This is a genomic window from Paraburkholderia sp. CNPSo 3281, from assembly GCF_024206515.1.
Taxonomy (GTDB): Bacteria; Pseudomonadota; Gammaproteobacteria; order Burkholderiales; family Burkholderiaceae; genus Paraburkholderia; species Paraburkholderia nodosa.
On the sequence record NZ_JAMBPS010000027.1, the window covers coordinates 89,395 to 102,565 of the forward strand.

The 13,171-nt window shown below is 67.7% G+C and carries 9 protein-coding genes and 1 pseudogene; 4 read left to right on the top strand and 6 right to left on the bottom strand.

Features of this window, described 5'->3' with window-relative positions:
- Window positions 1–6 precede the first annotated feature (6 nt).
- Window positions 7–1,995 (top strand): DUF3857 domain-containing transglutaminase family protein, encoded by a 1,989-nt coding sequence (locus M3I56_RS24120; protein ID WP_375541783.1) that lies wholly within the window; start codon window positions 7–9, stop codon window positions 1,993–1,995.
- A gap of 7 nt (window positions 1,996–2,002) precedes the next feature.
- Here the strand turns inward: M3I56_RS24120 and M3I56_RS24125 are convergent, their stop codons facing one another.
- From M3I56_RS24125 to glgC, 5 genes are all read right to left on the bottom strand, one after another.
- On the bottom strand, window positions 2,003–3,235 hold the full coding sequence (locus M3I56_RS24125) for a branched-chain amino acid ABC transporter substrate-binding protein (RefSeq protein WP_254356148.1): 1,233 nt from the start codon (window positions 3,233–3,235) through the stop codon (window positions 2,003–2,005).
- 297 nt (window positions 3,236–3,532) lie between these two features.
- Complete coding sequence (locus M3I56_RS24130) at window positions 3,533–3,994, bottom strand: hypothetical protein (RefSeq protein ID WP_254356149.1); 462 nt, start codon at window positions 3,992–3,994, stop codon at window positions 3,533–3,535.
- Window positions 3,995–4,117: 123 nt separating this feature from the next.
- Window positions 4,118–4,990 (bottom strand): pyridoxal kinase PdxY, encoded by an 873-nt coding sequence (pdxY, locus tag M3I56_RS24135; protein WP_254356150.1) that lies wholly within the window; start codon window positions 4,988–4,990, stop codon window positions 4,118–4,120.
- A 171-nt stretch (window positions 4,991–5,161) separates the two neighbouring features.
- A complete protein-coding gene (glgA, locus tag M3I56_RS24140) occupies window positions 5,162–6,652 on the bottom strand; it encodes a glycogen synthase GlgA (protein WP_254356151.1) in 1,491 nt (496 codons plus the stop codon).
- A gap of 94 nt (window positions 6,653–6,746) precedes the next feature.
- Window positions 6,747–8,012, bottom strand: a complete 1,266-nt coding sequence (gene glgC, locus M3I56_RS24145) for a glucose-1-phosphate adenylyltransferase (protein WP_254356152.1) — start codon at window positions 8,010–8,012, stop codon at window positions 6,747–6,749.
- A gap of 392 nt (window positions 8,013–8,404) precedes the next feature.
- Here glgC and M3I56_RS24150 point away from each other — a divergent pair, with 392 nt between their 5' ends.
- A complete protein-coding gene (locus M3I56_RS24150) occupies window positions 8,405–9,523 on the top strand; it encodes an alpha/beta fold hydrolase (RefSeq protein WP_254356153.1) in 1,119 nt (372 codons plus the stop codon).
- A 60-nt stretch (window positions 9,524–9,583) separates the two neighbouring features.
- Here the strand turns inward: M3I56_RS24150 and M3I56_RS24155 are convergent, their stop codons facing one another.
- Window positions 9,584–10,588, bottom strand: coding sequence for an LLM class flavin-dependent oxidoreductase (locus M3I56_RS24155; protein ID WP_254356154.1), 1,005 nt, complete (start codon window positions 10,586–10,588; stop codon window positions 9,584–9,586).
- A 703-nt stretch (window positions 10,589–11,291) separates the two neighbouring features.
- Here M3I56_RS24155 and hpnI point away from each other — a divergent pair.
- Complete coding sequence (hpnI, locus tag M3I56_RS24160) at window positions 11,292–12,581, top strand: bacteriohopanetetrol glucosamine biosynthesis glycosyltransferase HpnI (protein WP_254356155.1); 1,290 nt, start codon at window positions 11,292–11,294, stop codon at window positions 12,579–12,581.
- An 86-nt stretch (window positions 12,582–12,667) separates the two neighbouring features.
- A pseudogene (locus M3I56_RS24165) lies at window positions 12,668–13,171 on the top strand (hopanoid biosynthesis associated radical SAM protein HpnJ); the annotation flags it as partial.

Genomic DNA, 13,171 nt, shown 5'->3' on the forward strand with positions numbered 1-13,171 from the left:
CCGCCCATGACGCGAGGCGAGGGGTTCAGGCGCGCCGCCCGGAGCGCCGCGCCGCGCCTTGCGTTGAGCCTGGCGTTGACTCTTGCGTTGAACCTGACAGTCGCGAGCGGCCATGCCCGCGCCCAGGCGAGCGACCGCGGCCCCGACAGCGCGGCGCGCGTCGAGATCGCCGATAGCGCCGCGCAAACCGACATCCCGCCGTACACGCTCGAGCGCGACGTGCACCTGTTCGTCGTGCAGCAGGACGGCTCGGTGGTCGAGGACGACGACACCGTGCTGCGCGCCAACACCACCGCCGGCGTGGACGAGATCGCCCAGCGCTATGTCTGGTTCAATAAGGATATCGAAACGATTACGCAGCTCTCGGCCGAAAGCATCGACCCGGACGGCACCGCGCACGCGGTCGGCGCGAGCGGCATCCGCGACGTGCAGGAGCCGCGCTCGGCGGGCGCGCCCACGTTCGAGGACGGTGTGCTGCGCACGGTGATCTTTCCGGGCGTCCAGGTCGGATCGCGCGTGCATCTGCATTTCGCCAAACGCCGCGCGAAGGCGCTCGACGCGGGCACGTTCTCGTACTTCGTCGAGCCGACCGGCGAACCCGTCGAGTTTCAGCGCCTCATCTTCGATTTGCCCGCCAACGTGCCGCTCCACGCCGACGCGCGCGGCTACACGGCGCTTGCCGCCGAGACGGCGAACGGCCGTACCCGCTACGCGTTCGACTACCGGCACGGCCCCTATCCGCCGCTCGAAGCGGGGGCGGTGGCCTACGTGAACTGGGGCGACCGGCTGATGGTGTCGACGGTGCCCGACTTCGCCGCATTCGCCGCGCGCTACCGTGAAGCCGCCGCCGATCCCACCTCGACCGATCCGGCCATCGCGTCGCTTGCACAGGCGCTCACGGCGGGCGTGAGCGACCCGCGCGAAAAGGCGCGCCGCATTTACGACTGGATGCGCTTCAATATCCGCTACGTCGCGCTCTTTCTTGGCGAGACCGCGGCCGTGCCGCATCGCGCGACCGACATCCTGCGCAACCGCTACGGCGACTGCAAGGACCACGTGGCGCTCTTCAGCGCGCTGCTCGCGGCAGTCGGCATACGCGCCGAGCCCGTGCTGCTCAATCTCGGCCCCGTCTATACGCTGCCCGACGTGCCGGGCTATGGCGCGCATGCGATCAACCATGCGATCGCGTGGCTGCCCGACCTTGGCGTGTACGCGGACACCTCCTCGGGCGGCTACGCGTTCGGCTACCTGCCGCCGGGCGTGATGGACCGGCCCGTGCTGCTCGTCGACGACGGCGCGCTCTCGCGCACGCCCGCGACCGAGCGGCGCGAGCGCACGGCGCGGCTGTCGCTCGAGGTGGGCGCGACCGGTGATGCTGCCTACAGCTACTACGTGGAAGACGAAGGCGCGGGCGCGGAGCCCGAGCGCAACTCGTTTCGCCGTGCGACGCACGCGCAGGCGCAGCAACTCGCGGCGCAGCGCCTGCGGCTTACCGGACTGGCCGGCACCGCGCACGTGAGCACGGGCGCGACCCAGGCAACCGACGGACCGTTTTCGGTACTGATGGAAGGCACGCTCGATCACGTCGTCTGGCGCGACGGCACGACGGCAATCCCCACCACGAGCAGCTTCACGGGCGGCATTGCCACGCAGATCGACAGCTGGCTCGCGCAGCCGCGCCGCACGCAGCCGTGGGCGTGCATCGGCGGGGAATTTACAGAGAGCGCGCAGATCGCGCTGCCCGCGTTCGCGCGCGTGACCGACGTGCCGCAAGACACGCAGGTGAGCGATGCGTTTCTCGACTACACGTCGCACTACGTGTTCGACGCGCGCTCGCGCACGCTGCAGATCGAGCGGCGGCTAGCGGCGCGTTTTGGCCACCAGATGTGCACGGCCGACGAATTCGCGCAGATGCGCGACGCGCTCGTGCGCATCGAGCGCGACACGCACGCGCAGATCGTGGTGCGGGCCGCGGGCGCGCCGCAGCAACCTTGAAGGGCGCTCAGCCGCCGCGCGTCGTCAGCGGCACCCACACGCCTTTCTTGACCTGCCAGAGCGTGGAGGCGCCGTTCTTGAGCGAGCCGTCCGGCTCGAAGGCGATGCGGCCCGTCACGCCGTCGAAGGCGAGCGCCTTGAGCGCGCTGCGGTAGACGTCGGGTTGCGCCGATTTCGCATTGACCATCGCGTGGATCGCGGCCCATGCCGCGTCGTAGCCGAACGGCGCGTAAGCGAGCACGTTGGTGCCGAAGCGGGCTTTATAGGCCTGCTCGAAACGCGGGCCCTCCGGCAGCTGCGCGAGCGGGCGGCCGTACTCCCAGGCCATCGCGCCTTCGGCGGCTGCGCCCGCACCCTGGGTGAAGTCGGCGTTCGCCACGCCGCCGCCGCCCACGAACTGCGCGTTCATGCTGCGCGCCTTCATCTGCTTCGCGAGTGCCGCGCCCTGGTGCGCGAGGCCGCCGAAATAGAGCAGATCGGCATCGGCGGCCTTGATTTTCGCGAGCTGCGGGCCGAAGTCGCTCGCGATGCTTTCCGCGAACTCGCGCGCGACCACGTTGCCGCCATGCTCGCGCACCGCGCGCTCGAATACATCGGCTTCGCCCTGACCGAACGCGGTGCGGTCGTCGATGATGGCCACGCGTTTGGCCTTCATCACGTCCACGGCCCACGCGCCGGCGATGCCTGCGTTCTGCGCGTCGTTTGCGATCACCATGAAGGTGTTGGCGAAGCCTTGCGACGTGATGACGGGATTGGTGGCCGCGGGGCTGATCATCGGAATGCCGGCGCTCTCGTAGATGCGCGAGGCCGGAATGGCCGAGCCAGAATTGAAGTGGCCGACCACGGCGTTTACCCCCCGGTTCGCCAGTGTCGCGGCGGCCTGCACGCCGAGGCGCGGGTCGCTGCGATCGTCAACGGGCACCAGTTCGAAGTGCGCCGTCTGCTCGCCGATCTTGAGGTTTTGCGCGTTCGCTTCGTCGAGGGCGAGCTGCACGCCGTTTTGCAGATCGCGGCCGTAATTGGCGTAGTCGCCCGAGAGCGGCGAGACGAAACCGATGCGCACGTCGAGCGGGCCGGCGGCGCGAGCGCTGCGGCTGGCGCAGAGCGTGCAGACGGTGGCCAGCGCGCCGATCAGGAGCCCAGCCGCAAGCTTGCCGAACGGGCGGCGCTGACGGCGCGCACGGCACGCCGTGGCGAATGCGCAGGCGCTAGCGCTTCTGAGCGTGGCGGCGAGACTCATCGTGACTCCTTGCGCGACAGCGGCGCGGTGTTCTTGTGTGCGTTTTGTCCGGGTGCGCCGCGCCGCGCGCCGGCGTGGCGCGGAGGCGGGGCATCTCGTCTTCGGGTCTTGCTTCTTGCTGTATGCGACTGCGACTTGCCGGGACGTGCTGTGCGACGGCTGCGCGCGTGGGTGGGGTGTCTCAGCTGGCTCGGCCGGCTGGGCGCGCGCCTTCGTGAGGCGGCGGATGGCGAGCAATATAGCAGGCCGCCGGGGCAGTCGCTCAGTCAGTCGCTCAAGCGGTGTCGCGCGGGTGGGCTACTCGCCCCTTTGCAGCTCGAAGAGCGCGTCGCGCAGTTGCACGAGCGGCGCCATCGTGTCGGCGCTCGCCCATCCTTCGAGGTCGTCGAGCGCGCGGTTGCAGCCGTCGAGCACCACGTCGAGATCGACGGGAACACCGTTGGCGAGCGCGAAGCGAATCGTCGCTTCGAAGCGTTCGCATTCGTCGTCGCTGTACGAGATGTCGAGCGTATCGGCAATGGTCTGGGCGATGTCGCTGCGTACGCGGTCGCTCTCGTCGACGAAGTCGATGATACCGCGCGCGACATCGGGCGCATGGTAAAGCGCGATGTCGAGCCACACGGTGGCGTCGAAGTCGCTTGCGTGGCTTTGTTCCTCGAAGTATTCGATCGCTTCCTGCTCGTGAGTCTCGCCGGCATCGACGGCGAGGCAAAGCTGTTCGAAATACTCTTCCTGTTCGCTACGGATTGAATCGGACATCGGTCATTCTCGAAAGACGGTGGGCGCCGCGGCCGTGTTTTGCCGCCGCGAGTCATGCGGACGGCATTATAGGCCGTGCGCGCACCTGTTCAGTTTAGGACCTGTTGCCCACGCGAACAGGCCCTAAGCCGCTTCCACCGCCCAGGCGTCGAACCATTCGCGCGGACGCGCGATCTGGTCTTGCGCCGCGACGATTTCCAGTTCGTAACGGCCTGCGTCGTAAGTCGCCTTCACCACGGCGTTCACGGCCGCGAGCGTGTGTTCGAACGCGCGGCGCAGCGAGTCGCCGAGCATCAGGCGCGCGACGAACACCGCGCTCGTCACGTCGCCCACGCCTACTGGCTGGCGCGCGAACGGGTAGAGCGGGCGCTGGCCGAGCCAGGCTTCATGCTCGGTCACGACGAGCATGTTGAAGCGGTCGGCAGGGCTGTTGCGGTCGAGCAGATGCTTCACGAGGATCAGCTTCGGGCCGCGGCGCAACAGTTCGCGGCACGCGAGCACGCCTTCTTCCGCAGTCTCGATCTCGCGGCCTACGAGCCGTTGCAGCTCGGTGTGATTGGGCATCATCGCGTCGGCGACCTCGGGCATGTTGCGCACGAGGAACTCCTGAACGCCGGGCTCGACGTGGCAGCCGTTCTCGGCGTTGTGCGTGCCCATCACCGGGTCGCAAAAGTAGCGCGCCTGCGGGTTGGCGGCCTTCACGGCGCGCACCACGTCGATCACGCCCTGGGCCTGCTCGGGTGTGCCGAGGTAGCCCGATAGCACCGCATCGCAGCGCGGCAGCACGCCGATCGCGCCAATGCCTTCGACGAGATCCACGACCTCGTCCGAGCCGATGGCGGCGCCGGTCCAGTGGCCGTATTGCGTGTGATTCGAGAACTGCACCGTGTTGAGCGGCCAGACATTCACGCCAAGGCGGCGCATGGGAAACACCGCGGCGCTGTTGCCCGCGTGACCGAACACGACGTGCGACTGGATGCTCAAAACGTTTTTCATGGCCGGTCCAGATTTCGTTATGGCTTGCGGCGCTTCGAGCAGCGCGCCTTTGCGCAGGTGCAGCAACGATAACCGAATTCGCTGCGCCCAGTCGATGGATGCGTGGGCGCGGTGTTGCGTGCGCGCCCGCGCAAGCGACCGTGATTTGCGTGGATTTTGTGGGGCGAGCCCCTAGGCCGTTGCGTTTTGACCGGCCAGCTCGCGATAAAGCGTCATGTAGCGTTGCGCCGACGCCGCCCAGCCGAAGTCCTGCTGCATTGCACGCGAGCGCGTCTCGCGCCAGTCGCGGCTGCGTCCATAGAGCGCGAAGGCGCGGCGGATCGCGGCCGTGAGCGCGTCGGGCTCGAAGCGCTCGAACACGAAGCCGGTGGCGAGACCATCGGCGAGATTTTCCAGCGAGGCGTCGACCACCGTATCGGCGAGTCCGCCCACGCGGTGCACGAGCGGCAGCGCGCCATAAGCGAGCGCATAGAGCTGCGTGAGGCCGCACGGCTCGAAGCGCGAGGGGACCATCATCACGTCGGCGCCCGCGACGATCTCGTGCGCGAGCGTCTCGTCGAAACCCAGCTCCACGGCCACCGCTTCGGGATGCTGGTGCGCGGCGCGCGTGTAGCCCTGTTCGAGGCTGGCGTCGCCGGTGCCGAGCACGACGAGCTGCCCGCCGCGCGCGACGATCTCGGGCAGCGCCGCAAGCAGCAGGTCGAGGCCCTTTTGTTCGGTGAGCCGGCTCACCACGCCGAACACCGGCGCGTCGTGCTTCTGCGCGAGCTTCAAGCGCGCCTGCAGCGCTGCCTTGCAGCGCATCTTGCCGCTCTGGCGCGTGGCCGAATAGCGCGTCGCGATGGCCGCGTCGCTCGACGGATTCCAGACGGCGTAGTCCACGCCATTGAGAATGCCGACGAGATCGTGCGTGCGTCCACGCAGCAGCGCCTCGAGGCCCCCGCCCTGGGCGACCGTCTGAATCTCGCGCGCGTAGGTCGGGCTCACCGTCGTGATCTTGTCGGCGAAAAAGAGGCCGGCTTTCAGAAACGAAAGCTGGCCGTAGAACTCCACGCCGTGCATGTCGAAGAAGTCGCGCGGCAGGCCGAGAGCGTCGAACTGCTGGGCGGGGAAGATACCCTGGTAAGCGAGGTTGTGAATCGTGAAGATCGAGCGCGCGCCGCCGGGCGCCATGCTCGTGCCGCGCTCGCGCGCCGCCGCGCGCAGATAGGCCGGCGTGAGCCCCGCGTGCCAGTCGTGCGCCTGCACGATGGCGGGCGCCCAGTCGGGATCGAGGTGCAGCGCGAGCTGCGCGGCCGACCAGCCGAGCAGCGCGAAACGTTGCGCGTTGTCGCCATAGGGCACGTGTTCGGCGTCGAGGTAGGGGTTGCCGGGGCGCGCGTAGAACGCGTCGGCACGGATCATGTAGACGGCAAGCTCGCTGCCGGGCAGACGCCCGAGTTCCAGCGTCGCCTCGGGCGCGCCGAAGGTGCGCGCGAGGCGCGCGACGGGGCGCAGGTCCTCGAGGCCCGCCGCGACGGGCGCGAAGCCCGGCAGCAGCAGGCGGGCGTCGGCGCCTTGTTCGATCAGCGCGGCGGGCAGGGCGGCCGTGACGTCGGCGAGGCCGCCGGTCTTCAGGAGCGGATACAGCTCGCTGGCTACATGCAGGACGCGAATGGTCATCGGGAGTCAGTCCTCTCGGTGCTCGGGTTGCTTGCGGGGTTGGTGCGTCCTGGAGCGAAGCGGATCCGCCGGATCCGCTTCGCGAGGCGCACAGCTAGCCAGGCAGCTTCGCCAGCGCCTCGCCCGTGACCAGCACGACGCCGCTCTCGGTGCGATAAAAGCGCTCGGCGTCGCGCGTGGCGTCTTCGCCGATCACGGTGCCGTTGGGAATCGTGCAGCCGCGGTCCACGACGACCTTGCGCAGCCGGCAACTCGTGCCCACCGTCACCTGTGGCAACAAGACTGCCTCGGCAATGTTGCAGAACGACTGCACGACGACATTCGACGAGAGCACCGAGCGCGAGATCTGCGAACCCGAGATCACACTGCCGCCGCACACGATCAGGTTGGTGCCCGAGCCCTGCAGGCCGTTGAGGTCGCGCACGAACTTGGCGGGCGCCAACTGTTCCTGGTAGGTCCAGATCGGCCAGTTGCGGTCGTAGAGATCGAGCGCGGGGATGGTCGAGGCGAGGTCGAGGTTGGCGGACCAGTAGGCGTCGACCGTGCCCACGTCGCGCCAGTAGGGTTCGGCGGCCGGGTCCGACGACACGCAGGACATGCTGAACGGATGCGCGATCGCATGGCCGTCGCTCACCACGCGCGGAATGATGTCCTTGCCGAAGTCGTGGTCGGTGGCCGAGCGCGCGATGTTCTCTTCGAGCAGATGGACGAGGTAGTGGGTGTCGAACACATAGATGCCCATGCTCGCGAGCGCGATGTCGGGGCGCCCGGGCATGGCGGGCGGGTCGTCGGGCTTTTCGACGAAGCCGGTCACGCGGCGCGCCTCGTCCACGGCCATCACGCCGAACGCGCACGCCTCCATGCGCGGCACCTCGATGCAACCGACCGTGCAGTCGGCACCGCTCGCGGCATGGTCGGCGATCATGCGCGTGTAGTCCATCTTGTAGATGTGGTCGCCGGCCAGCACCACCACGTACTTCGGGCTGATAGAACGGATGATGTCGATGTTCTGGTACACGGCGTCGGCGGTGCCCCGATACCAGTGCGCGCCTTCTACGCGCTGCTGCGCGGGCCACAGGTCGAGGAACTCGTTGAATTCGCCGCGCAGGAAGCCCCAGCCACGCTGCAGATGGCGCAAGAGCGAGTGCGCCTTGTACTGCGTGACGACCGCAATGCGGCGGATGCCCGAATTCAGGCAGTTCGAGAGGGCGAAATCGATGATGCGGTACTTGCCGCCGAAGTACACGGCCGGCTTCACGCGCTTGTTGGTGAGCGGCCCGAGGCGTGTGCCGCGACCGCCAGCGAGCACGATGGCGAGGGTGGTGCGTTGCAGATCGTTGAGGCTTGCCGGAGTTTCCATGGTCGTCTCCTTGTTGTGCCCCCGGTACGGCCGCCGCGGCCCGCCTCGTCGTGCCCGGGCCGGTGCGGTCCTTCTCTTTCGTGCCTGGCGCGTCCCTGATGCGGCGCGTCTCGCGGTGCAACACGCGTGCGTCTCTCGCGTCGCGGACGTCTCGTGCGTCCTGTATTGACTGTTCTAGCACCGAATGCAGCGTAGCGCGAATTGCCGTGCCCAGGGCCGGCCATGCGCGTCGCATCCATGCGAGGCGTTGGTGAGCAGCAAACGGCATGCCGCACAGGTTCGCCGGGCGAGAAAGCCGGCACGAGCGGGGCGGGGCCGCTAGAATCGCTCGCTGTACCGGCGCCATTTCGCCGTCCTGTTTTCTGTCCGACCTTTCGCCCGATCTCCCGTCGATGAGAGCCATCCTGAACCACACGCTTGGCCGCTTTGCCTCCTTCACTCCCTTCGTCGTCGCGCTGAGTGCGGCCGCGCTCTGTCACGCCGCCCTCGCTGCCGACCCTGAGGCGAGCGGGGCCGCGCCGTCGGCGGCGTCGTCAGCGCAAGCCGCGACCCAGACGCCCGACGGCCCCGCGTATGGTCCCGAGCTGCAGGGCTTCGAGTATCCGCATCCCGTGCATGACTTTGCGTTCGTTTCGCAGGGCCAAACGCTGCATATGGCGTACATGGACGTGCAGCCCGCAAAACCGAACGGACGCACTGTGGTCCTGCTGCATGGCAAGAACTTTTGCTCGGCGACGTGGGACGCCAGCATCCGCGAGCTGCACGCCGCGGGCTACCGCGTGATCGCGCCGGACCAGATCGGCTTTTGCAAATCGAGCAAGCCCGCTGCGTACCAGTTCAGCTTCCAGCAACTCGCGCGCAACACGCATGCGCTGCTCGCGGCGCTCGGCGTGCACGACGCGACGATCGTCGGCCATTCGACGGGCGGCATGCTGGCGGTGCGCTACGCGCTCATGTATCCGCGCGAAACGGAGCAGCTCGTGCTCGTGAACCCGATCGGGCTGGAAGACTGGAAGGCGAAGGGCGTGCCGTCGATTGCGGTGGACGACTGGTACACGCGCGAACTCAAGACGAACGCCGACGGCATTCGCCGCTACGAGCAGGCCACCTATTACGCGGGCCAGTGGCGGCCGGCCTACGAGCCGTGGGTGCAGATGCTGGCGGGCATGTATCGCGGGCCGGGCAAGACGCAGGTGGCGTGGGACTCCGCGCTGCTCTACGACATGATCTACACGCAGCCGGTGATCTACGAGTTCGGCCAGTTGCAGATGCCGACACTGCTGCTCATCGGCGACAAAGATACGACCGCCATCGGCAAGGATCTCGCGCCGCCCGAGGTGCGTGCGCAGCTCGGCCGCTATCCGGTGCTAGCCAAAGCCGCGCAGCACGCCATTCCCCACGCGACGCTCGTGGAGTTCGCCGATCTCGGGCACGCGCCGCAGATGCAGGATCCGCGGGCGTTTCATGCCGCGCTGCTCAAGGGCCTCGACACGTTGAACACCTCGCACTGAGGGCGCGGTCGAGAGCAGGCGCGGTTGCGACTCCGCGCGCGAGGCAAACTTCGCGCCGTGTTACCGTCCCGCGGCGGCTTCCTTCAATTCCTCGCGCGCTTGCGCCGCCATCTCGAACGAGCGCAGGCGCGCCGCGTGGTCGTAGATCTGCGCGGTGACGATGAGCTCGTCCGCGCCGGTCTGCTCGATCACCGAGGCGAGGCCTGCACGCACGGTTTCCTGGTCGCCCACCACGGAGCAGGCGAGCGCGTGCGACACACCGGCGAGTTCGAACTCGTTCGCTGCGATCTGCTCGACCGGCGGCGGCAACTGCCCCGGCGTGCCGCGCCGTAGATTCACGAACTGCTGCTGCAGCGAGGTGAAGAGAAAGCGCGCTTCTTCGTTGGTGGGCGCGCCGAATACGTTCACGCCGACCATCGCATGGGGCCTCGCGAGCACCGCCGACGGACGGAACTGCGAGCGGTAGAGACGCAGCGCCGTGAGCAGATGGTCGGGCGCGAAGTGCGAGGCGAACGCGAACGGCAGACCCATGGCCGCCGCAAGCTGGGCGCCATAAAGGCTCGAGCCGAGGATATAGAGCGGCACGTTCAAGCCCGCGCCGGGCACCGCGCGCACGCGCTGGCCTTCCACGGGCGCAGCGAAATAGCGCTGTAGCTCGGCCACGTCGTCGGGGAAGCTGTCGGCGCTGCCCTGCAGGTCGCGGCGCAGCGCGCGCGCCGTGGTCTGGTCGGTGCCGGGCGCGCGCCCGAGGCCGAGGTCGATGCGGCCGGGGTAGAGCGCTTCGAGCGTGCCGAACTGCTCGGCAATCACGAGCGGAGCGTGGTTCGGCAACATGATTCCGCCCGAGCCCACGCGGATGGTTTGCGTGCCGCCCGCCACGTAGCCGATCACCACCGAAGTCGCCGCGCTGGCGATACCCGTCATGTTGTGATGCTCGGCCAGCCAGAAGCGGTGGTAGCCGAGGCGCTCGGCGTGCCGGGCGAGATCGAGCGTGTTGCGCAGCGCGGCGCCGGCATGGGAGCCCGCCGGGATGGGCGAGAGGTCGAGTACGGAGAAGAGGGTCATGGGCTAGCGTGGGGCCTGGTATGGAGAGCGCGATGCGCGTGCCGCGCGCCGGTTGCTCGACGCGAGGCCGCAAGGCAGTCGCAAGGTGCGGCCATTGTGCCAAACCACTTTCGTTCGTGCTGGCGGCCTCCGGGAACCCATGCCGCCCGCGTGGTTTCAGAGACGGCTGATTGCCTTTGCGCCCAGTCGATTTGAATATTAACGAGAACTACTCCTGTTTATATGCCAAAAGGCGCACTTTTAATTCAAAATTATTAAAGAATCTTTTCTATATGCTTACCGAATTTTTTCGGGGCGGAAAAGCTCTGGAAGGCAGCTGTTTAATCGCTGAAATAGTTACGCTTTTACAGTTTTAGCAACGCATTTTCCCGCGTCCGTCGGAAGCAACTGACGGAGCTTGCTGATACAATTTTCCGCGTCGAATCGGGGATCGACCATGTCCAGCGGTGTCATACGATGGGTTATCTCCATTCGTTGTTGGTTCAATTGCCTCGCATCATGCAAACCGGCATTCATTGTCGGGTTTCTAGCCTCAAATGTGCAATGCGGCTACGATGCGCGGCTTATTTCTGGATTTTCAGGGCAGGGAAATGGTACGTGGTGAAACGCGAATTCCGGTCGGGGCACCGCAGGAGCTTCTCCCCTTGCGCGCAGCCCGCGGCGAGCGCGGCGTGGCCCACGTGACCCAGCAAGGCGGCGCGTCATGACGGTGGCGCAGGTCTTCGCCGTGCCGGCGCCCTGGCCCGTGCTCGTCTGGGTCGTGGTCGTGCTGTGCGGCGTGGCCGCTTTCTACGGCCTCGTCGCCGCGCTGACGATGCCGCGCCTCGGTTCGGCCGCGCTCGTGCGCGAAGCCGCGCGCCGCGCGCGCCGTGCGCAACCGCAGCCCGTGAGCGTGCTCAAGCCCCTGTGCGGCGCCGAGCCGCGCCTCTACGAAAATCTCGCGACCTTCTGCGAACAGCGGCATCCGCGTTTTCAGTTGCTGTTCGGCGTGTCCTCGCCGGCGGATCCGGCCATTGCCGTGGTGCGCCGGTTGCAGGCGGCGTACCCCGGCCATGACATCGAGCTCGTGATCGACCCGCGCGTGCACGGCAGCAATCTCAAGGTGAGCAACCTCATCAATCTGGCTGCTCGCGCGCGCTACGACGCGATCGTCGTGGCCGACAGCGACATCGCCGTCGAGCCCGACTATCTGGAGATCGTCACCGCGCCGCTCGCCGACCCGGACGTGGGCGTCGTGACCTGCCTCTACGGCGCCCGCAGCATCGGCGGTTTCTGGCCCCGCGTGGGCGCGCTGTTCATCAACGAGTGGTTCGCGCCTTCGGTGCGTGTGGCGCATTCCACGGGCTCGCGCGCATTCGGTTTTGGCGCGACGCTCGCGCTTTCCCGTGCGACGCTCGAGCGCAGCGGCGGTTTCGCCGCACTCAAGGACTGCCTCGCCGACGACTATCTGCTCGCCCGCTACGCGCGCGATCACGGCCTGGCCACGGTGCTGGCGCCCGTGGTGGTCGCCACCGACGTGATCGAGCCGACCTTCGGCTCGCTCTGGCTGCGCGAGACGCGCTGGCTGCGCACCATCCGCTCGGTGAATCCGGCGGGCTTCGCTTCGCTGTTCATTACGTTTCCCACGCCGTGGCTCGTGCTGGGCGCGCTGTTTTACGGCCTGCTCGCGGCGGGCGGGGGCATCGGCGCGTGCGCGACGACGCGCGCGGCGCTGGCCGGGCTCGCCACGGCCACGATGGCGGGTATGATTGCGCGTTTGATACTGCACGCGCGAGCGAGCGCAAGCTGGGGCGCGTTCTGGCGCGATTTGCCGCTCGTGCCGCTGCGCGACGTGCTGCTGGCTCTGCAGTGGCTTTCCGCCGCGTTCGGCTCGCACGTGATCTGGCGCGGCGTGCGCGTGAGCGTCGCCAATCCCGAGGCCGATGCGCCCTCCGCCATGGCCAGGCCCGCGAGCGCGCGGCGGCCTGCCGTCGAAGGATCGGACGCTCGCTGAGCGCGTCGCTTTTATGCCGCGCTTTTAACCGAATTGTCACCTCAATCATCACCCGGCACAGTACGGGTACCTGGAGCACTGATCGCATGAAAACGCTGTTTCTGCAGGCCCCGTCGTATGACGGCTTCGACGGTGGCGCGGGCTCGCGCTACCAGGCAAAGCGCGAGATCCGCTCGTTCTGGTATCCCACCTGGCTCGCGCAGCCCGCGGCCCTCGTGCCCGACAGCCGCGTGCTCGACGCGCCGGCCGACGGCCTCTCCGTCGAAGAGACGCTGAAGATTGCAGCCGCATACGACCTCGTCATCATCCACACGAGCACCCCGTCGTTCCCGACCGACGCACTGTTCTGCGAAGACCTCAAGAAGCGCAAGCCGTCGATCGTCATCGGTCTGGTGGGCGCGAAGGTGCAGGTCGATCCGCACAATTCGCTCACGGCCACCGAGGCGGTCGACTTTGTCTGCCGCGAGGAGTTCGACTTCACCTGCAAGGAAATCGCCGAGGGCATGCCGCTGGCCGAGGTCAAGGGCATTTCGTGGCGCGCGAAGGACGGCTCGATCGAGCACAACGCAGGCCGTCCGGTGCTCGAGGAC